The sequence below is a fragment of the Streptosporangium sp. NPDC049046 genome (genome assembly GCF_040649155.1).
In the GTDB taxonomy this organism is placed as follows: Bacteria; Actinomycetota; Actinomycetes; order Streptosporangiales; family Streptosporangiaceae; genus Streptosporangium.
Genome location: NZ_JBEZEZ010000021.1, coordinates 26239 through 45167, shown reverse-complemented (window position 1 = coordinate 45167; position 18929 = coordinate 26239). Strand labels below are relative to the sequence as shown.

The following is an 18929-nucleotide window of genomic DNA, read 5'->3' as shown; positions in this document are numbered from 1 at the left end:
CAACTGGCCCCCGTCGTATGCGTACGCGACATGATGGGCAGTGATCCACCAGACCCACCCGATGGATCGGACAGACCCCGGCCCAACCCAGCTTCCACCACATCTGCCACGCTCCCCCCGAAGCCGCCAAGCACTCTGGGCAAGCCCGACCGCCGAAGAAGTGCGCCCACTCACGAGCCTCCGCCCGGCGGACCGACTCCTTGTCCCCCACACGGACGCCCGCCAAGTTCACGGCGGAGCCGTCGAACATCTCCAGGTGCATTCCCCGGGCGATCTTGGCATCCACTCCCGTGGCGGACTTGATCGCCTTATACGTCTCTGGACTCGCGACGACGCCGTACGCCAGCGATCGAACATCACCGGCCTTCGCACACACGTCCAGCCCCAAAGACTCAACGAGCGTCCACGGCGGGCATCCGTTCCGCAGCGCCATCCGATCAACCCAAGAGGCAAACGACTCACCCGGCTGCGGCTCGACCACCAACGTCAAACGCCGAGGTGTACGGCCAGATGTCACGGGCTGAGCCTCCTGTCGTACACGCGTCTACTGCCATCCCCGATGGCCCACTGCCAAGTCCACTGACAACTCGCGTGCTGTACTGACATCCGCAAAGGCTCCAGACCACCCACCTCACCGCCGCCCGCTGTTGACAACATCAAATGAACGTTCTTTTAATTGACGCATGGGGCGTATCGCGGGCGTCAGCGCCGCCGAGACCCGTGAGCGACTGCTGCGCGCGGCGGCCGAGTCCTTCGCCGCGCGTGGCTACGACGGCACGCGCGTGGCCGACATCGCCTCCGCCGCCGGGGTGAGCAACGGCGCCCTGTACGCGCACTTCGGCTCGAAGGCCGAACTGCTGGTGGCCGCGCTGCGCGAGCACGGGCCGCGACTGCTGGCCACCTTGTTCGCCGCGGACCCGGAGCAGTCGATCACGAAACTGCTCGCCGTCGTCGGCCGAGGGCTCCCGCACAGGCGGCCCGACGCCCACAACCATCTCATCGTCGAGGCGCTCGTGGTGGCACGCCGCGACGAGGACGTCGCCCGGCCGATGCGCGACTACGTCGGCGAGCGCACCGACTGGCTCGCCGGGCTCGTCCGCGCCGCACAGAACGACGGCGAAGTGGACGGCACCCTCTCGCCGAACGCGTTGTCACATCTCTGCCTGCTGCTCGCGATGGGCAGCGCGCTCGTCACACCCGACCTGCACACGGTCGACGAGGAGGAGTGGGCCGCGTTGCTCACCCGTCTCGTCGCCGCCTTCGCCCCTGACGGGGGAACACCATCCCCCTCGTCCTCCGCCGACGCCACGGCACGGAGAGGAGAGCGACAGTGAAAGTATGGATCGACCCGGAGGGGTGCCAGGGACACGGTCGCTGCTACGCCCTCGCCCCCGCCCTGTTCGACGAGGACGACGAGGGCTACGGGCAGGTCGTCGGCGACGGCGTCGTACCGCCGGGCGAGGAGCGGGCGGCGCGCCTGGCCGTTGCGAACTGCCCGGAAAGAGCGATCGAGATCCTCCAGGAGGCGTGACATGACCATCGATGACCGTTTCAGTGAGCAGGCGCTCGGAGGCAGGCAGCAGAACCGCCCCGACGGCGTGCGCAACGAGATCATCACCGGACCTGTCTCGGACTGGGCGATCGACTTCTCCCACACCGAACCGGAATGGGCGGCCGACCCGTACCCGATCCAGGACGACCTGCGGCGGCGCTGCCCGATAGCGCACACCGATCGGTTCGGCGGCGCCTGGCTGCCGACCCGCTACGAGGACGTCGCGGCCATCGCCTACGACACCGAGCGCTTCTCCTCCCGGTCGATCATCGTGGGCAACTTCCGGCCACCACGCGAGGTGGCCCCGGTGGGCGGCACACCGCCGATCTCCTCCGACCCGCCCTTCCATCACGACGCGCGCAAGCTGCTGCTGCCGATGTTCACCAAGTCGGTGGTCGCCAGGCAGGAGCCGGCGACGCGAGCGTTCTGCCACTCGCTCGTCGACGCGCTTGAGGGGCAGGACGTCGTCGACGCCGCCCGTGACTACGCCCAGCACATCCCGGTGCGCGTCATCAGCGACATGCTGGGCTTCCCGCCCGAGGACGGTCCGCGGTTCCGTGAGTTCGTCGAGAACGCACTGGAGGGCGTCAACCGGCCACCGGAAGAGCGTATCGCCAGGATGGACAAGCTCTTCGACTACCTGCTGGAGCAGATCCGCGACCACGTCGCCAACCCGCGTGACGACCTCACGACCTACCTCGTCAACGCGGAGCTGTACGGCAGGAAGCTGGAGCCGGCCCATGTGGCGGGCACGATGGCGCTGCTGCTCATCGCGGGCATCGACACGACGTGGAGCGCGATCGGCGCGTCGTTGTGGCACCTGGCCAAGACTCCGGCCGACCGTGAGCGCCTGGTCGCCGAGCCGGCTCTGCTGCCGACCGCGATGGAGGAGTTCCTCCGGGCCTACGCGCCGGTCACGATGGCCCGGCTGGTCAAGGAGGACATGCACTGGAACGGTGTCGACATGAAGGCCGACGACTGGATCCTGCTGTCGTTCCCGGCGGCCAACCGCGACGAGGCCCAGTTCGACCGGGCGGGCGAGGTCGTCATCGACCGCGAGGTCAACCGGCACGCCGCGTTCGGTCTGGGCATCCACCGCTGTGCGGGGTCGCACCTGGCCCGGATGGAACTGCAGGTCGCCCTCGAGGTCTGGCTGGAGCGAAATCCGCGCTTCACGCTCGACGACCCGGCGGCGGTGACCTGGTCCACGGGCCAGGTCCGCGGGCCGCGCACGCTCCCGCTGCGCATCGGCTGACCCACGCCCGGGTCTTGTCCGCCCAGCGTGGCGCCCGGCTTTCGCGGCCGGATTCGACGGCGGCCGGACTAAGGTGGCGGTGTCCGTGTCGATCCGTGTCGGTCCATGTCGTGCGACCGACGATGTGCGGCCGCTCCCCCTCACGCTTCGGAAGAGGCAGAGGAGAGAGCAACATGTCCCGTCACCGTATCGCCACCACGGGGGGCACTCTGGCGATCACCGCACTCGCCCTGGCGTCTCTTCCGGCCGTCGCCACGCTCGCCCTGACATCCCCTGCCACCGTCGCCACCCCCCGGACGGCGGGCACCGTGCCCCCGCACAAGACCCGCCCCTCGGGCGCCGCGTGCGCGCCGACGCCCCGTCCCACCGTCACCACACCCCGGACGACGTGCCCCGCGCCCGTACCGACCGCCGGCCCCGGCGTCACCGCGCCTCCGCCGCCGGACCCGCCCATCCTGTCGAACCTGCCGCCGGGCCTCATCGAGGCGCTCCAGCGCGACCTCGGTCTCACCAGGCAGCAGGTCGCGACCCGGCTGCTCAACGAGGCCCGGCTGACACCGGTCGAGGCGCGGCTGCGCGAGGAACTCGGCGACCGTTTCGGCGGCTCCTGGTTCACGGGAACCGTCGCGGAAACCCTCATGATCGCCACCACCAGCTCCGCCGACATCCCGGCGATCGTCTCCGCGGGCGCCACACCCAAGGTCGTCCGCGTATCACTGGCGACGCTGAGAGCGGTCAAGCAGAGACTCGACGATCTCCTGCCCGCCCACCCGGACGGCAAGACCATCCGCTACGTCGACGTGCGGATCAACAAGGTCGTCGTCCTGTCCAGGGACGCCCCGGCGACCCTGAATGTCGTCAAGTCCATCGGGACGGACAGCGAACTGGTGGTCGTGGTGCACTCCGAGGAGAACCCTCGGCCCGCGCACGGCCCGAAGGCGGCGACGCCTGCCATGTCGGTGCGGGGCCCCGCTCCCTCCAGCCGATCCGCGAGATCCTCCACCTGACCCCGGTGGCCACCGTCTCAAGCTCTGCGAGCCGGTGGCCGGGCGGGTCAGCCGGCGAAGAGGAGGAAGAGGCCCACCACCGTGTAGACCACCATCAGCACGAGGAGGGGAATCTGCCCGAGGACGGCGGTCCTGCGTGGGAACAGGGCGAGCGCGCGGTCGTGGGCGAGCACGGTGCCGAGCACGTGACCGACGATGATGACCGTCACCTGGAGCATGGCGATCCCGGCGGGGGAGGTTCCGGCCGCCTGGACGGTCCACCCCGCGGTGCCCAGCCAGTCGGCGCCGGTGCCCAGCGGGTCGGAGAGCAGGGCGATGGTCCGCTGCCCTTCGAGGAGGAGCAGCGTGTAGTAGTGGGCGACCACGTACCCGACGGCGATCGGGACGACCGAGTGGGCGAGTTCGCCCGCCGTCTTCCCCGGCTCCGCCGCCCCCCAGCGACCGGCGAGCGCGGTCGCCCCGCGATACGCCGCGAGCACCAGGCCGATGACGACGAGCAGGCCCGCCGTTCCCATGACCGGTGCCGGCAGCGAGCTCTCCTGCACGAAGCGCACCCAGACGGGGGCGTTGGAGAGGCTGTCGTACATGGTGGAGCCGAGAAGCACCACCACCAGCACCGTCAGCCCGGGCACCGGCCGGAGCCCGGCCATGCCGTCGAGCGAGTTACGCCAGGTCACGACGCCGTCGGGGCGCCTGGTCACCGGGGCGAGGTGTCCGACGAGGGTGCTGTAGACCTCGAACGCGTCCGCGTGGTCGAACCAGCGCGACCCGAAGATCACCGCTCCCCCGAGCACGAACACGACGTACACGGCGAGCCAGGCCCCGATGACCGGCAGGGTGGCCCGTTCCGGGGCGACCAGCTCCAGCCAGACGAAGGCGAGGAGACCTCCCGCCGCGGGCCAGTAGCCGAGCCCCGGCGGCAGCGGGCGCATCCCGATCTCGGGGTCGCGTCCGAGTCCCCGGCAGGCGAGCAGGTGCAGTGTCCGCAGCGGGTTGAGGACCGGCCACACCGGTCCGAACAGCAGCGAGAGCGGCACCAGGCCGACCCAGAACAGGACGTAGAACACTCCCGCCGTGGGATTCTCGACCCGGTCGGGGCCGAAGAGCAGGCCCACGCAGAAGTACGCCGCGGCGACGAGCCCGGCGACCCGCCAGACCCACGGCCACGCCCGTGCGGAGACCATCCTCTGGACCAGGGGGGCGAGCGGGCGGAGACGGCGGTCGAGGCCCAGCTGCGGCTCGGTCCACAGGGCGCCCAGCGCCACGAACGACACCAGCAGGGCGAGGATCGCGCCGATCAGCGCGGCCTCGAAGGGGATCGGCAGATCCTGGCGCCCGCCGACGCCGTGAGCCAGGAACATCACGCCGGCCTAGCGCACCACGAGCTGCAAGAGCTGCAGCTTCGATTCGTGGGTCTCGAACTCGAACAGGCCGTCCTGGTCGGCGACGAACTCGATCGTCGCGGGCGTGCCGGGCGTCAGGGTCACGGCCTTGTCGTAGCCGTGGACGTGCGCCTCGTCGGGCGCGTCACCGGTCACCGTGATCCGTACCGTCTGCCCCTTGGTCACGTCGATCCGTCCGGGCGGGGGCGTCACCTGCCGTCCGGCGATGGTCACCGTGATCTCCTTGACCGTCGAGGCGCCGGGGTCCGCGGCGGACGAGCCACAGGCCGTGGCCGTCAGCAGGGTCACGCCAAGCATGAGTGCGGCGAGCAGGCGGCGGGCAAGGGGGGACGTCATGACTTTTCTCCTGGGGGGGTCGGTGGTCGGGCCGACGAGTCGGCGGGGGGCGGGGACGGTGAATCGGTATGAAGACGGTGAGGTCGGTACGGGACCGGGTGTCGTCGGCGGAGCCGGAGCGCGGAGGGGCGGGTCAGCGTCGTTTGGCGGACTTGACCGCCTTCGCGCTCCCGGTCCTGCGCGACGCGGCCGTCGGCCGACCCGCGGGTTTCCTCCCGGGCGGCCCGGTGGAGCGCCGACGGACCTGCGCGCCGGAGGGCGCCGGCCGCCGTGCCGCCCGGACCACCATGAACCCCGCTCCGACGACGAGGAGGGCGGGCAGCAGCCACACCGACAGGTCGAATCCCGAGGTGGCCTGGGGCGCGTTCGAAGCCGCGGCCTGGGGCGTGGTCTGCGGGGTGGCCTGGGGGGCGACGGGTCCGGCCGCCGGGGCCGACGGCGTGGTGGCGCCGGGTTCCAACATGGCGAGCAGCGCGGGGTCGGGTTCGTTCGTGGGGGCCTTCCAGCCCTTGGGCGGACCCGACGTCGGGCCCTTGTAGGTGAACCGGACCTCGCCTTCCACTTTCTCGCCGTCCGACGCGACCGATATGTAGCGGGCGACGTACAGGCCCTTCTCCGGCCAGTGGGCGACGGGGACTTTCGCGGGGAAGCCGGTGTGGTACAGGCTCGGCTGCCAGGTGCCGTCCACGAGGTTGTATTCCCTGACCGGCTCGTCGAGGCGCTCGGGCTGCCCGTGCGACCAGGGCTCGTCGACGCGGGCACCGCTGGGGGCGGTGACGGTGAAGTACGCGTTCGGAGCGGGCTTCTCGGTGAAGTAGAGCGCGAGCGACTCCAGCGGCTCTTTCACCGTGCTGTCCTTGGCCGGCGTCGACATCGCGAGCTGTCCGTGCGCGGAAGCGGGCGTCGCGAGGGTGGTCAGCGCGACGACGGCGACGACGGCCAGCACGAGCAGCTGGCCCAACCAGCGCGCCATCGCCACCCCTGCTCTCCACCGAAAGGCCCGCTGGCCTGCGGAATCACGGACGATTCCGGCCGATCACGGTCAATGCTCGTCGAGAATAACCGCTTTTGTCCCATATGAACAGAACTTTGGCACGCATCCAACCGAAGAACGCCAAGGACTGTGAGCCTCACCCTTCCGCACCTGTTCATGCCGGTCAGGCGCCCCGCACCCCGACCCGCTCCCCCACGTCCACGTCCCGCGCCCGTCCGGCACCCGTTCCGCGGCACGCGACGGCCTCCCCGAAGCCTGGCGGCCGAGCCCCTTCTCTCCACTCGACGTGACCGGGTGCGAGCCCTCCCCGGCCGGGCCCACCGCAGTACGCGCGAGCCATGCCGTTCCGGATCCCGGCTCGCCACGGATCCGGAACGGCGGGGACGTATCGTCCGGCCTCAGTCGTCGACCCAGCCGTGGGACCGGGCGAACGTCAGGAGACGATTCCTGACCTGCCCGATCTGCGCGCCCGTCAGCGTGGGCGCGTGCTCGATGAGCAGCTCGGTCACCGCGCCGTTGAAGGACTTCGCCGACAACACGTCGCACACCCCGTCGTCGTCGCCGAACTGCTGCGAGGAGACGGCGTCCGAGAGAGGCACGGCCGCGACCGGCCGCCGGCTCGGCGGCGGGTCCAGAAGGCTGACGGTCGAGACCTTCAGGCCCCGCTCGCCCTCCATGACCTCGTACTCCACTCGCAGGCCGGGCTGGAGGACGTGCCTGCTCTCACCGAAGTCGTTGGCGTGGAAGAACACATCCTCACCCCCGCCGACCGCGGCGATGAACCCGTACCCGCGTACCTCGTCAAAACGAAGGATCGTACCAACTGCCACCACAACACCACCTACACCGAGGATCGCACCACTGCGCGCTCACCTTCCGGCACTGTCCGGCCGGTGAATCCGGCCTGCCTGTCACACCGGACGACCCGATGCTAGACCGGACGGCGCGCCGTGTCCTCATCGTCCTCATCGATAGCGATTCCGTGCCACAGCTCCGCGACACCATCCCGCCGAACACCGCGCGCACCGCCGCACGACACCGCGTACGGGTCGCGTGCCGGGGATCGTCGGACGGCGGCGCCCCCCGGTACACCGCCCGCACGACGGGAATGCCAGGCTTCGAGGAGCCGCGCCGACCGAGGAGAGCCAGCCGATGTCCCAGTCATCGACGTCCCCGATGTCCCTTATGTCCCCGACCTACGACGACGTCCTGAGCGCCGCCGACCGCATCGCTCCGCAGGTGCACCGCACCCCCGTGCTGCGCTCACGCCGGATCAACGAGAGCGTCGGCGCCGACGTGGTGTTCAAGTGCGAGAACTTCCAGCGGATGGGCGCCTTCAAGTTCCGCGGCGCGTTCAACGCACTGTCACGGTTCACCCCCGAGCAGCGACGCTCCGGCGTGATCACCTACTCCTCGGGCAACCACGCCCAGGCGATCGCCCTGGCCGCCCGGCTGCTCGACATCCCGGCCACGATCATCATGCCGCACGACGCGCCGGCCTCGAAGGTGGCCGCCACCGAGGGGTACGGCGGGAAGATCATCCGCTACGACCGCTACACCGAGCACCGGGAGGAGATCTGCGGCGCGCTCGCCGCCGACCGCGGTCTCACCCTGATCCCGCCGTACGACCACCCCCACGTGATCGCCGGTCAGGGCACCGCCGCCAAGGAGTTGTTCGACGAGGTCGGCGACCTCGACGCGCTCTTCGTCCCCCTGGGCGGCGGCGGGCTGCTCTCCGGCACGGCGCTGTCGGCTCGCGCGCTGTCGCCCGGCTGCGCGCTGTACGGCGTCGAGCCGGAGGCGGGCGACGACGGGCGGCGGTCGCTGCGGCAGGGCTCCATCGTCCAGATCGACACGCCGAAGACCATCGCCGACGGCGCGCAGACCCAGCGGCTCGGCACCCACACGTTCGAGATCATCCGCCGCGAGGTCGACGACATCGTCACCGCCACCGACGCCGATCTCGTCGACGCGATGAAACTCTTCGGATCGGCGATGAAAATCGTCGTCGAGCCCACCGGATGCCTCGGCCTGGCCGCCGTCCGCGACCTCGCCGACCGGCTCGACGGGAAACGGGTCGGTGTGATCGTCAGCGGGGGCAACGTCGACCTCGACCGCTACGCCTCACTGCTCGCCTCCTGACCGCCACGTCCGGGGCCCGGCCGAAGGGCCGGTTCCCGGGACGGTCTTCGCGGGGCCTCGGGACGAACCGGCCTTCGCCGTGAGAGCCTCCGCCGGGCCGTCAGTACCCTCGCCACCCTCGCCGACCTCGCCGACCTCGCCGTCAGGTCGTACGGCCTGGTCAGCGAAGCGAACGGTAGGCCGGGATCGTCGCCATCGGGGGACGTTCGGCGACGGCGACGTCCCTGACGCTCACCTGGTGGCCGTCCGCGCCCCGGCGGAACTGGGCCAGGCGGGGAGACGGCCGATGCAGGGAGACCATCATGTTCTGGCGCTCCAGGCGTGACCAGGAGGTCTGCAGGATCTGGGCGGCCATCCCGCCGAGCGCCTCCGTCGACTGGTGGGAGTGCACCCGGCGTCCCAGATCGACCTGGGCCAACGCGTCGAGACCCGCGAGGTCGAGCAGGTCGATCAGCAGGGCGAGCTCCACGCCGTAGCCGGTGACGAACGGGACGCGCTCCAGCACGGACCTGCGCCCGGCGTACTCCCCCGCGAGGGGTTGCACGAACCCGGCCAGCCGTGGCCAGTGCAGGTTGAGCAGGGGGCGCGCGACCAGCTCGGTGACCCGCCCGCCACCACTCCTCGCGTTCCACAGGGGCCGGTCGTAGCAGCCCTTGACGTAGACCACCGCCGGATCGGCGAGCAGCGGGCCGAGCAACCCGGTCACGAAGGACGTGCGGAACTCACGCAGATCGGCGTCGACGAAGACCAGCAGGTCGCCGGAGGTCGCGGCGAGGGACTTCCAGAGCGCCTCGCCCTTGCCGTCCAGCGGTTTGAGATCGGGCAGAACCTCGTCCTGGGCGACCACCCTCGCCCCGGCCCGCGCCGCGCGTACCGCGGTCTCGTCGACGGAGCGGGAGTCGATGACCACGAGTTCGTCGACGAGCGGAACGGCCTCCATGAGATCGCGGCGGATCGCCTCGACGATCTCCCCGACCGTCTCCTCCTCGTCGCGGGCGGGCAACACGACACTGATCGTCGTCTCACCCTTGGCTTCCAGCAGCTCCGGCAGCGCCCAGTCACCCGAGGATGAGGTGCGCCCGCGTAGCCATGCCTCGACCTCAGGCAGCACGACCCACCCTTTCCATCACCTCGGCGGTTAGGGGTATCACCCTATGTGGCGCTGATTCCGGACACCTACCGGCTCCCGTCTCCGCCACGCAGGTGGGAAGATCAGTCCAGTCCGGAATGAGGGGGGACGGCATGAACCCGGTAGCCGTGATGCGGGCGGCGCGCGGCGTCCGCGACGAGCTCGACAGCCTGATGGGGGGCGCCTCCGGCGAGCTTCGTGACCGGCTGGATCCGCTGCTCGCCGAGGCGGGCAGCCGGCCCTCCGACCAGCTGGCGGACGCGGTCATCAGGCTCGTCGCCGAGTACGGCCCCGCCTGGGACCGGCTCACCGCGCTGCTGAGCCTGGAGCGGGGCGTCACCCCCGAGCAGGTGATTCCCCTGCTCTCCCGGCGGCCGGGCGCCGAGCCGGGCTCGCCCGGAGGCGGGAGCGGTCTCGGCTTTCCGCCGGTCGGTGCGGGCCCCACCCCGTCCTCCTGGGGTGCGGCGCCCCCGAACGGCACGGACCCCTCCGGCTGGGAGCCGATCGACGCTCCGGCGACCGGTGCCTACACTCCCGCCTGGCTGCTCCCCGACATGGGCGGGCAGAGGCGTCCCGCTCCGGGGTCAGGGCAGGCGTCCGGAGAGGATCCGCCACCGTTCCTCGAAGCGCCGCGGACATCCCCGGACCCACCGCCCTCGACGCCTCAGGCACCGTCACCGCAGGTCCCCGCGCCGCAGCCTCCGGCGGCATCGTCGACGGCCGCGGCCGCGGCACCGGGTCCCGCGGAGAGCCGGGGCCCCTCGGTTCTCGACCGGCTGACCGGGGCCTTCCGCAGGCGGCGCAAGGAGACACAACCTCCGGCACCGGGGCCCGGCTGGGAGGTGATCCCGCTCATCGAGGCTCCCGCGGAGGTGGTCGCGGGCTGGGGCTCGGAGGTGACGGTCGGCGTCGCCCCAGGTCAGGGGCAGGACGGCACCGCGACACCGCGCGGGCCGATCGACCTGGACATCCAGATCGTCGCCGAGGGCTTCGACGCGCCCGGCGGCCGGCGGGTGCGGCTGCGTGCCGACGAGACGTCACCGTACCCACGGGCCGTGGTCGACCTCGTCGCCCTGGCTCAGGAGGAGCCCGAAGCCGCCCGGCAGATCCAGGTGACCTACTCCGTAGGCGGCCAGGTGGTCGGGTTCGGCCTGCGTGCGGTCACGGTCCACGGTTCGCCCGGCGCCCTCGGCGGACACGAGGCGCTGGAGCCGGTCTCGGGCACCCGCATCCGTCCCGCCCTCGTGGGAGAACCCGCCGACGTCACGGCGATCATCGTCCACGGTGACAGGCCGGGACTGCTGTGGTGGACCTACCAGTCACCGCACTTCGTCACCCCGGACCAGGCCGAGCCCTGCGACCTCGGCACCCGGGCCTCGGAGTTCGGCCGGCAGCTGACCGATCGGGGCCGTCTCTCCGAGGAACTGGGGCGGGAGGTCGGCTCGCGCGTGCCCTGGGGTTTCTGGGAGCTGCTGTACGCGGTGGCCGGCCGGGTCGCGCCGCGCCGCCCGAACGTGCTCATCCTCTCCCAGGAGCCGCACGTGCCCTGGGAGCTGGCCGTGCTCGAGCAGCCGTACGATCCCTCGCTGCCCCCTTACCTGGGCTGCCAGCTGGCGACCGGCCGCTGGCCCCTCGGCGGGCGGCGTCCCGAGCTACCCCCTCCCGTGCACGCGCGGGCCGACCGCGTCGCGGTGGTGTACGGCGAGGCGCAGGCACATCCGCTGGTGACGGAGTACGGCGCCACGCAGGTCTCCCCCGCGCTCGGCGACGTCCTGGGCGCGCTCAGGCAGGGGCCCGACATCGTCCACTTCACGGACGGCGGGTCCGCCTCCGAGGCGCTGGACTACGAGCTGGCGGGTGCCCCGTTCGTCTTCCTGGAGGAGCCGGGGGACGCCCAGGCGTTCCTGCTCGCGGGCGCGAGCGGGGTCGTCGCCCCGCTCTGGCCCGCGGGCGGCGGTCTGGCGCCGGAGTTCTATAGGCGCTGCTTCGCCGGTGAGCCCCCGGCCGAAGTGCTGCGCTCCATGCGCGGGCAGGCCCCCGACAGCGCGGGTGCCTACCGGTTCCACGGCCACCCGTCCCTGACGCTGCGCCGGACGGCCCCGCCCACGGGGTGACCGCCGCCGGCTCGCGACTTGGGTCCCTGTGGCGGGGATCCTCATCGTGCTCGGAGGGCGCACCGCGCGTCTCAGCCCGCGGCGTGGCGCTCCAGGAACGTGTAGACGTCGGCCTCGTCCACCCCCGGGAAGGACCCGGGGGGCAGCGCGGCCAGGACGTGGGAGTTGCCGCGGGCCGAGGGCCAGGCGTACCCCTCCCAGCGCTGGGTCAGCTCGGCGGGCGGGCGGCGGCAGCACTCGCCGGTGGGGCAGCCCGATCTGGTGCGGGTGGTGGTCTCCCTGCCACGGAACCAGCGCGACTCCCGATAGGGAACGCCGAGGGTGATGGCGAAGTCACGCTCGCGTGAGATGTCGACGTGCGCGAGACAGAAGTAGGTGCCGGTGGGCGAGTCGGAGTACTGGTAGTGGACGGAGAAGCGGTCGGGTGACAGGAAGACCTGGCGCCCCGACCACTGCAGGCACATGCGCTGGCCTTCGATCGCGCCCTGCTCGTCGGCGGGAAAGACGATGCCGTCGTTCTCGTACGCCTTGTAGATGATCCCGTCGGCGTTGTTGCGGACGAAGTGGCAGACCAGGTCGAGGAAATTGGTGGCCAGGTTGGTGAAGCGGTGCGCGGCCATCTCGTAGGAGACGGCGAACACGTCGCGCAGGTCCTCCACGCTCAGCGCGCGGTCCTTCTTCGCCTCCCGCAGGTACGGCACGGCGGCGGCCTCGGGCACCAGGACGGCGGCGGCGAAGTAGTTGGCCTCGGTTCGCTGGCGCAGGAAGTCGGCGAAGTCGCGGGGCCTGTGGTGGCCGAGGGAGAGATGACCGAGGGTCTGCAGCAGGATCGTGCGCGGGGTGTGCATGCCGACCTGTTCGTGCTTGACGTAGATGCGCCGGTTGCGCAGGTCGGAGATGGAGCGCACGGTACGCGGCAGGTCCTGGACCGTCTGGACGGTGTAGCCGAAGTGGCTGACCAGCGCCTGGACGGTGCTCTGCGACAGCGCGCCCGAGCGGTAGCCGACCGCGGCGAGCGCCTCGGCGGCGGCCTGCTCGATCTCCGCGAAGTAGTTGCCCTGCTCACGCTGCTTGCGGCGGAGTTCGGCGTTGGCCGCGCGGGCCTCCTCGGGGGTGGCGGTCCCCCTGGCCTGGCGTGAACGCAGTTCCTCGTAGAGGCCGAGGATGTGTTCGAGCACGTCGTTGGGGACGCGGGCGGAGATCTTCAGCCTGGCCAGGCCGAGCCCGGCGTACAGGGGGTCGCGCTGCGCCTCCTCCAGCGCCATCTCCAGCTGGGCCCGCCGGTTGGGCGCCTGCCTGCGGAGCAGTTCCTCGACCGGCACGTTGAGCGCGGCGGCCAGCGACTTCAGCAGCGACAGCTTCGGCTCACGCTTGCCGTTCTCCAGCAGGGAGAGCTGGCTGGGCGCGCGGCTCACGCGTTCGCCCAGGTCGGAAAGGGTGAGGCCACGCTGCTTCCGCAGGTGTCTCAGCCGCTGGCCGAACGCGATGAGATCGAGCTCCTGCGTCAAGGAAAGCGGTTCTTCACCGACCAAAGATGCCATGACTCGATGCTAAACGAAATTTCCGAGGAAATTTCGCCCCCGGCAGGCCGCGGAGCGGGCATCGCCGCACCCGCGCCCGGAGCCGCCGGAGTCGCCCCTCGCATCGACGCCACCCGGAGTCGCGACCGTCAAGCCCTCGCCACGGCCCGGAACCGGCGACCGCGATCACCGGGTCCCGGCGCCGGAGCTCGCGCGCGTCCCCGGTGGAGGGCATGCGCACACCCGATCCCGGCACAAGAATTGGTCTAGTCCATAGAGAAAACTATTAACTTCTTCTCCCCCGAATACCAGCGAGTATTGATCTAAGGAGAATAATTTCTAGTTTTTCGTCCGACTCGACCTTGTTTGACCGTTTCGTCGGAGCACACACTCGAAGTAGGCCACCCAGGGGACGAAAAGGAGTCACCGATGAACGATCGCCTCAAGGGAGCCGCAGACGAGCTGCGGCACGAGTGGGAGACCAGCCCTCGCTGGAAGGGGACCGAGCGGACCTACACGGCCGAGGACGTGGTTCGACTCCGAGGTTCCGTCCAGGAGGAGCACACCCTCGCCCGGCTCGGTGCCGAGCGGCTGTGGGACCTGCTGAACAGCGAAGAGTACGTGCACGCCCTGGGCGCGCTCACCGGCAACCAGGCCGTGCAGCAGGTCAAGGCCGGGCTCAAGGCCATCTACCTGTCCGGCTGGCAGGTCGCCGCCGACGCCAACCTCGGCGGCCAGACCTACCCCGACCAGAGCCTCTACCCGGCCAACTCGGTCCCCGCCGTCGTGCGGCGTATCAACAACGCGCTGCTGCGCGCCGACCAGATCACCTGGTCGGAGGGCGACCGGGACGCGCCGCACTGGCTCGCGCCGATCGTGGCCGACGCCGAGGCCGGCTTCGGAGGCGTGCTGAACGCCTTCGAGCTGATGAAGGGCATGATCGCCGCGGGTGCCGCCGGGGTGCACTGGGAGGACCAGCTCGCCTCGGAGAAGAAGTGCGGCCACCTCGGCGGCAAGGTGCTCGTCCCCACCGGCCAGCACATCAAGACCCTCAGCGCCGCCCGCCTCGCGGCGGACGTGCTGGGCGTGCCGACCCTGATCATCGCGCGGACCGACGCTCAGGCCGCGACCCTGCTCACCACCGACGTCGACCCCCGTGACCAGGCGTTCACCACCGGCGACCGCACCGCGGAGGGCTTCTACCGGGTCCGCAACGGCGTGGGCGCCTGCATCGCCCGCGGCCTGGCCTACGCGCCCCACTCCGACCTGCTCTGGATGGAGACCTCCACCCCCGACCTGGACGTGGCCCGCGAGTTCGCCGAGGCGATCAAGGCCGAGTACCCCGACCAGATGCTGTCCTACAACTGCTCGCCCTCGTTCAACTGGAAGAAGCACCTGGACGACTCCACCATCGCCAAGTTCCAGCGGGAGCTCGGTCACATGGGCTACAAGTTCCAGTTCATCACGCTGGCGGGGTTCCACTCACTGAACCACTCGATGTTCGACCTCGCCCGGGGCTACGCCGAGGAGGGCATGACCTCCTACGTCGAACTCCAGGAGGCCGAGTTCGCCTCCGAGGCACGCGGCTACACCGCCACCCGCCATCAGCGCGAGGTCGGCACCGGATACTTCGACCTGGTCAGCACGGCCATCGCGCCGGACTCCTCCACCACGGCCCTGAAGGGATCGACGGAGGAGCAGCAGTTCGCAGAGGCTCACTGACTCTCCGGACCGAGCTCGCCGGCGACCTCCAGGGCATGGGAGGTCCCCCGAGACGGGTTCGACGACCAGGTCGTCGATCGATCGAAGGGCCCCGCCGCACGGATTTCCCCCGAGTCCGTGCGGCGGGGCCCTCCCGTCTTCCCGCCCGTCCCACGTCCGCGACCTGGGGTATCCCGTTCGGCCGCCCGCCGTTCCCGGGAGTCCTCCTCACGGGAACGGCGGGCGGCGGCCGGTCGGGGGCATCTCAGCGGCCGACGGCCTCGATGAGCTTGCGGCGCTGCTGGGTACCGAGACCTCCCAGCCGACGCGCCTCGTCCACGTCGGCCTGCTCCATCAGCTGCGCGGCCTTGACCGTTCCGACCCCGGGCAGGGCGCGAAGGGCCTGGGACACCTTGATGCGCTTGGCGATGTCGTCCTCACGGCCTAGCAGTTGCTCCAGGCTGAGCGCGCCGTTCTTGACCTCGGCGAGAAGCTTGGCGCGAGCTGTGCGGGTCTCGGCGGCCTTGACCAGGGCGGCCTGACGCTGTTCGGGGGTGAGCTTGGGCAAAGCCATGGTGTTTTCTCCCTGATGACGGTAATTCCAGGGTCCTGCTACCCAAAGCCACCCGGTTAATCATCGGAGGACATACAGATAGATCCCCGATATACGTACTGCGCATCACGATATGCCTGTTTGGTTACCCCGCTCTTACCTGGTTCTCCGTAGCCTCGGGCTCATGGGTATCTGGCGAAGCCCTCAGGGCATCGAGGTTGAGGCGATCGTGGTCCACGACGGCCCCTGCCTGTTGGTCAGCCGCCGGATCGACGGACGGCGGGTCCTCGTGGCGTACTGCATGAGCATCCGCGAGGTCGGAGAGCACGTCGACCTGGCGGAGCTGGTTCCGGCGTAGACGGATCCCCGCGCATGCCGGCGATCGAAGTCGGATCAGGTTCGAGTCTTGTTCGGTACGCCTGTCAACTTCCGAGACCACTGGGACGTCAAGTAGTCAGGGAGGCTCGATGGATGTTCTGATCGGCCTCGTTGACGAAGATCTCCTCCTGGAGCTCATCCTCGTCGAGGCACTGCACACGGAGGCGGAACGGCTGGCCGCCCAGCCCGAACGCTGAACGAGGACGGGTGCCCGCCGCCTGAAACGGCGGGCACCCGCGCGGCGAGCGGGTCAACAGGTCGCAGGGGCGGTACCTTCGTGGCCCGGTTCACCGGGGAGGCATCCCGCTCCCCCGACCGGTGCGAGTGGGGAACGGGGCTCGATTCACCCGGTGGTGATGGCGTTAACTGTTCCCTATGAACAAGCGCGAGCTGATCGAGAAGGCCGCCGCCGAGGCCGGGCTCACCCGGAGGCAGACGGCCGCGGCTCTCGACGCGATCCTGGGGACGATCCAGACGGCCGTGGCGGCCGAGGACAAGGTGGCGATTCCCGGGTTCGGGTCCTTCGAGATCGTCCACAAGCCCGCACGGACCGGACGCAACCCGCAGACCGGAGAACCGCTGGAGATCGCGGAGACCTGGACGGCGAAGTTCAAGCCCAGCCCGGGGTTCATGGGCCTGATCCGTCAGCGCAAGAAAGACTGACCTTCCCGCGACTACGCACCGATCGGCCTCCTCGTGCCCGCGCAGACCGTCCGGGGCCTCACCCGAGACGTGGGCGGAGCCAAGGGCGACATCGGGAGGACGGCGGCCCCCGGGGAAGTATCCATTCCCCGAGGGCCTGGAGTGCCGCCATGTCGGGGCACCGGCACGTTTAAGGACCCGGGTCACTCATGATGAGGTCGCACTCTGCCGTTAAGTTATGGGCGCACGTGGAGCACCCAGCGGGATTCGAACCCGCACTCGACCTCGTCGCCCGTATCCGTTCGATCCGGCGCCCGGCGGCGAATGCTGAATCTGGAGCGAGAGTCTGAGCGTGAGCGGCTGCCTCTGCCAGTTGGGCCATCCCGGCTCGACGGTGCCGGGAGAGGGACTCGAACCCCCACTGTGACCGCGTGTCAGTCTGACGGTTCAGTTTCAGCTTTCGCGCTTTCGCGCATCCCCGTGCTCCAACGGGGAGTCCTGTGATCTTACCCGAGAACGTAGCCCAGCACCTTCTCGCCGACGCGCTGATAGGTGATCTCGGTGCCGTTCGCCTCCTCACGGGCGAACTTCACCGCGTTCTGCAGCCTGCCGACCCGCTCCAGGAGCTCGTTCACCCGCTTCTGGGGCACGGCTCCCGAGAAGGTGACCTTGGTCCAGAAGCCGACGACGATGTCCTCGTGGTAGACCTCTACCTGGGCCGGATGCTTGTCGGTCGCCTCCGCCTTGACGTGGTTGCGGGGCACCTTCTTGGTACGGGTCGTCTTGACCGGCTCGGTCCGCCAGCAGTCGGTCGACTGGTCCAGCGTCCACGCCTCGGCGGCGTCCAGGACGGGCAGCTTGGCGATGAAGGTGTGCAGGTCGACCAGCTGCTTCTCCAGGAACAGCAGGTAGGTGACGGGCACGTCCTCCAGGAGGGTGGAGCCGTCGACCTTGATGTCGGCCCTCGCCGAGCAGTTGGCCCAGTCCTTGGTGGCGGTGACGTCGAACAGCCGGGTGAGCGCGGCGCCCACCTGCTTGAGCAGATCCTCGCCCTGCACCTGCACCCGGGTCGCCTCCGGGGGCAGCTGCTCGCCCTCGTCGTCGATGGGCTGGTAGGTCCGTGAGAGACCCGACAGCAGGGCGTTCTTCTGGATCGTGTGGTAAGCGTCGGTCACCTTGCGCTGGGTGTCGGACTTGACGCCCTTCTCCACGGCGAGGATCTGGTTCAACTTGGTCGCCATGGGTGACACCGTAGCGGGAAGATCACCCACATAACACCGCTTTTCCGCAGATCACCCCGCGCGGTACCCGCCGCGGACCGCACGGGCGGCCCAGCGACCGTCGAAGTGGTCGACGCGCAGCGGACGCCCGAAGCACTCGGAAAGGTTCTCCGCGGTCAGGATCTCCGCCACCGGACCGCCCACCTGGACGCGGGCGTCGCGCATCAGCAGGGCGTGGGTCGTGGTGGCCGGGACCTCCTCCAGGTGGTGGGTGACGGTGACCGTGGTCAGCGCCGGGCGGACCTCCGCCAGGTCCTCCACCGCGGTGATCAGATCCTCGCGGGCGGGCAGGTCCAGCCCGGCGAACGGCTCGTCGAGCAGCAGGATCACCGGCTCGGACATCAGCGCCCTGGCGACGCGGACGCGGGCGCGCTCCCCCTGGGAACAGACACGGAAAGGCCGGTCCGCGAGGTCCTTGCAGCCCAGGTCGGCGAGCAGGTGATGGGCGCGCTCGTGCTCGGCGGGGCCGTAGCGGTCCCAGAGCGGGGCACTGGTCCCGGTGTGGCCGGTCAGCACGACGGTGTGGGCGGTGGCCCCCTCCTCCTCCAGCAGTTCCTCGTCGACGAGCCGCTGGCTGGCCGCGACGAGACCGATGTGGCGGCGCAGCTCGCGAAGGTCGACCCGGCCCAGCCGCTGGCCGAGCACGGTGACGGCCCCCTCGGTGGGGTGGCGCACGGCGGCGGCCAACGAGAGCAGCGTGGTCTTCCCCGCCCCGTTGGGGCCGAGCACCACCCAGTGCTCTCCGTATCCGACCCGCCAGTCGATGCCTTCCAGCAGGGTACGGCCGACCACCCGGACCCCGACGCCGCTCAACTCCACCGCACCGGACACAGGCCCGCCCATCGGTATCCCCCTCCGCGTCGATTCGCGGCGCTCACTTTAACCGATGCACCGATACCTTCCCGTCCATCGCCCGCAAAGCG

The 18929-nt window shown here is 70.3% G+C and carries 18 protein-coding genes, 1 tRNA gene and 1 pseudogene; 9 read left to right on the top strand and 11 right to left on the bottom strand.

Annotated elements, in window-relative coordinates:
- Positions 1–61: 61 nt before the first annotated feature.
- A pseudogene (locus AB0B96_RS27420) lies at positions 62–481 on the bottom strand (TniQ family protein); the annotation flags it as partial.
- A gap of 202 nt (positions 482–683) precedes the next feature.
- On the opposite strand from AB0B96_RS27420, the gene AB0B96_RS27415 reads away from it, so the two are divergent.
- The 4 genes from AB0B96_RS27415 to AB0B96_RS27400 all read left to right on the top strand — a co-directional run bounded on the left by AB0B96_RS27415 (position 684) and on the right by AB0B96_RS27400 (position 3814).
- The gene (locus AB0B96_RS27415) at positions 684–1334 is read left to right on the top strand and encodes a TetR/AcrR family transcriptional regulator (RefSeq protein ID WP_362903096.1); all 651 of its coding nucleotides are present in this window, start codon (positions 684–686) and stop codon (positions 1332–1334) included.
- Positions 1331–1531: a ferredoxin gene (locus AB0B96_RS27410; RefSeq protein WP_362903094.1), complete on the top strand. Its 201-nt coding sequence runs from the start codon at positions 1331–1333 to the stop codon at positions 1529–1531. The genes AB0B96_RS27415 and AB0B96_RS27410 overlap by 4 nt, the downstream gene beginning before the upstream one ends.
- 1 nt (position 1532) lies before the next feature.
- Entirely contained in the window at positions 1533–2807 is a 1275-nt protein-coding gene (locus AB0B96_RS27405; RefSeq protein WP_362903092.1) for a cytochrome P450, read from the top strand.
- A 173-nt stretch (positions 2808–2980) separates the two neighbouring features.
- Positions 2981–3814, top strand: a complete 834-nt coding sequence (locus AB0B96_RS27400) for a S1 family peptidase (protein WP_362903090.1) — start codon at positions 2981–2983, stop codon at positions 3812–3814.
- A 47-nt stretch (positions 3815–3861) separates the two neighbouring features.
- Here AB0B96_RS27400 and AB0B96_RS27395 read toward each other — a convergent pair whose 3' ends face one another.
- From AB0B96_RS27395 to AB0B96_RS27380, 4 genes are all read right to left on the bottom strand, one after another.
- Positions 3862–5175: a hypothetical protein gene (locus AB0B96_RS27395; RefSeq protein ID WP_362903088.1), complete on the bottom strand. Its 1314-nt coding sequence runs from the start codon at positions 5173–5175 to the stop codon at positions 3862–3864.
- A gap of 9 nt (positions 5176–5184) precedes the next feature.
- Positions 5185–5553: a cupredoxin domain-containing protein gene (locus tag AB0B96_RS27390; protein ID WP_362903086.1), complete on the bottom strand. Its 369-nt coding sequence runs from the start codon at positions 5551–5553 to the stop codon at positions 5185–5187.
- A 133-nt stretch (positions 5554–5686) separates the two neighbouring features.
- Positions 5687–6526, bottom strand: coding sequence for a copper resistance protein CopC (locus AB0B96_RS27385; RefSeq protein WP_362903084.1), 840 nt, complete (start codon positions 6524–6526; stop codon positions 5687–5689).
- Positions 6527–6945: 419 nt separating this feature from the next.
- Positions 6946–7377 (bottom strand): cold shock domain-containing protein, encoded by a 432-nt coding sequence (locus tag AB0B96_RS27380; RefSeq protein ID WP_350949095.1) that lies wholly within the window; start codon positions 7375–7377, stop codon positions 6946–6948.
- Between the two features lie 355 nt (positions 7378–7732).
- On the opposite strand from AB0B96_RS27380, the gene AB0B96_RS27375 reads away from it, so the two are divergent.
- A complete protein-coding gene (locus tag AB0B96_RS27375) occupies positions 7733–8689 on the top strand; it encodes a threo-3-hydroxy-L-aspartate ammonia-lyase (protein WP_362903082.1) in 957 nt (318 codons plus the stop codon).
- 160 nt (positions 8690–8849) lie between these two features.
- Here AB0B96_RS27375 and AB0B96_RS27370 read toward each other — a convergent pair whose 3' ends face one another.
- Entirely contained in the window at positions 8850–9800 is a 951-nt protein-coding gene (locus AB0B96_RS27370; RefSeq protein WP_362903080.1) for a glucosyl-3-phosphoglycerate synthase, read from the bottom strand.
- A gap of 131 nt (positions 9801–9931) precedes the next feature.
- Here AB0B96_RS27370 and AB0B96_RS27365 point away from each other — a divergent pair, with 131 nt between their 5' ends.
- Positions 9932–11932: a hypothetical protein gene (locus AB0B96_RS27365; protein ID WP_362903078.1), complete on the top strand. Its 2001-nt coding sequence runs from the start codon at positions 9932–9934 to the stop codon at positions 11930–11932.
- Between the two features lie 71 nt (positions 11933–12003).
- Here the strand turns inward: AB0B96_RS27365 and AB0B96_RS27360 are convergent, their stop codons facing one another.
- A complete protein-coding gene (locus tag AB0B96_RS27360; RefSeq protein WP_350949114.1) occupies positions 12004–13440 on the bottom strand; it encodes a helix-turn-helix domain-containing protein in 1437 nt (478 codons plus the stop codon).
- 441 nt (positions 13441–13881) lie between these two features.
- Between AB0B96_RS27360 and aceA the strand changes: the two genes are divergently transcribed.
- The gene (gene aceA / locus AB0B96_RS27355) at positions 13882–15174 is read left to right on the top strand and encodes an isocitrate lyase (RefSeq protein ID WP_362903076.1); all 1293 of its coding nucleotides are present in this window, start codon (positions 13882–13884) and stop codon (positions 15172–15174) included.
- 244 nt (positions 15175–15418) lie between these two features.
- Here aceA and mihF read toward each other — a convergent pair whose 3' ends face one another.
- Positions 15419–15727: an integration host factor, actinobacterial type gene (gene mihF, locus AB0B96_RS27350; RefSeq protein WP_329083125.1), complete on the bottom strand. Its 309-nt coding sequence runs from the start codon at positions 15725–15727 to the stop codon at positions 15419–15421.
- 163 nt (positions 15728–15890) lie between these two features.
- Here mihF and AB0B96_RS27345 point away from each other — a divergent pair, with 163 nt between their 5' ends.
- Together AB0B96_RS27345 and AB0B96_RS27340 are read left to right on the top strand one after the other, a co-directional pair.
- Positions 15891–16064, top strand: a complete 174-nt coding sequence (locus AB0B96_RS27345; protein ID WP_350949100.1) for a hypothetical protein — start codon at positions 15891–15893, stop codon at positions 16062–16064.
- A gap of 395 nt (positions 16065–16459) precedes the next feature.
- On the top strand, positions 16460–16747 hold the full coding sequence (locus AB0B96_RS27340; protein WP_030909250.1) for an HU family DNA-binding protein: 288 nt from the start codon (positions 16460–16462) through the stop codon (positions 16745–16747).
- Positions 16748–16975: 228 nt separating this feature from the next.
- On the opposite strand, the gene AB0B96_RS27335 is transcribed toward AB0B96_RS27340, so the two are convergent.
- From AB0B96_RS27335 to AB0B96_RS27325, 3 genes are all read right to left on the bottom strand, one after another.
- A tRNA-OTHER gene (locus tag AB0B96_RS27335) sits at positions 16976–17108 on the bottom strand.
- 124 nt (positions 17109–17232) lie between these two features.
- The gene (locus AB0B96_RS27330; protein ID WP_362903073.1) at positions 17233–17967 is read right to left on the bottom strand and encodes a hypothetical protein; all 735 of its coding nucleotides are present in this window, start codon (positions 17965–17967) and stop codon (positions 17233–17235) included.
- Positions 17968–18018: 51 nt separating this feature from the next.
- The gene (locus tag AB0B96_RS27325; protein WP_350949103.1) at positions 18019–18849 is read right to left on the bottom strand and encodes an ATP-binding cassette domain-containing protein; all 831 of its coding nucleotides are present in this window, start codon (positions 18847–18849) and stop codon (positions 18019–18021) included.
- Positions 18850–18929 lie beyond the last annotated feature (80 nt).

Excerpts from the sequence above, each read along its gene's own strand:
- AB0B96_RS27390 (WP_362903086.1), bottom strand. The coding sequence starts at position 5,553 with ATGACGTCCCCCCTTGCCCGCCGCCTGCTCGCCGCACTCATGCTTGGC.
- mihF (WP_329083125.1), bottom strand. The coding sequence starts at position 15,727 with ATGGCTTTGCCCAAGCTCACCCCCGAACAGCGTCAGGCCGCCCTGGTC.
- AB0B96_RS27325 (WP_350949103.1), bottom strand. The coding sequence starts at position 18,849 with ATGGGCGGGCCTGTGTCCGGTGCGGTGGAGTTGAGCGGCGTCGGGGTC.
- aceA (WP_362903076.1), top strand. The coding sequence starts at position 13,882 with ATGAACGATCGCCTCAAGGGAGCCGCAGACGAGCTGCGGCACGAGTGG.
- AB0B96_RS27340 (WP_030909250.1), top strand. The coding sequence starts at position 16,460 with ATGAACAAGCGCGAGCTGATCGAGAAGGCCGCCGCCGAGGCCGGGCTC.
- AB0B96_RS27345 (WP_350949100.1), top strand. The coding sequence starts at position 15,891 with ATGGGTATCTGGCGAAGCCCTCAGGGCATCGAGGTTGAGGCGATCGTG.
- AB0B96_RS27415 (WP_362903096.1), top strand. The coding sequence starts at position 684 with ATGGGGCGTATCGCGGGCGTCAGCGCCGCCGAGACCCGTGAGCGACTG.
- AB0B96_RS27400 (WP_362903090.1), top strand. The coding sequence starts at position 2,981 with ATGTCCCGTCACCGTATCGCCACCACGGGGGGCACTCTGGCGATCACC.
- AB0B96_RS27395 (WP_362903088.1), bottom strand. The coding sequence starts at position 5,175 with ATGTTCCTGGCTCACGGCGTCGGCGGGCGCCAGGATCTGCCGATCCCC.
- AB0B96_RS27330 (WP_362903073.1), bottom strand. The coding sequence starts at position 17,967 with ATGGCGACCAAGTTGAACCAGATCCTCGCCGTGGAGAAGGGCGTCAAG.
- AB0B96_RS27405 (WP_362903092.1), top strand. The coding sequence starts at position 1,533 with ATGACCATCGATGACCGTTTCAGTGAGCAGGCGCTCGGAGGCAGGCAG.
- AB0B96_RS27375 (WP_362903082.1), top strand. The coding sequence starts at position 7,733 with ATGTCCCCGACCTACGACGACGTCCTGAGCGCCGCCGACCGCATCGCT.
- AB0B96_RS27385 (WP_362903084.1), bottom strand. The coding sequence starts at position 6,526 with ATGGCGCGCTGGTTGGGCCAGCTGCTCGTGCTGGCCGTCGTCGCCGTC.
- AB0B96_RS27365 (WP_362903078.1), top strand. The coding sequence starts at position 9,932 with ATGAACCCGGTAGCCGTGATGCGGGCGGCGCGCGGCGTCCGCGACGAG.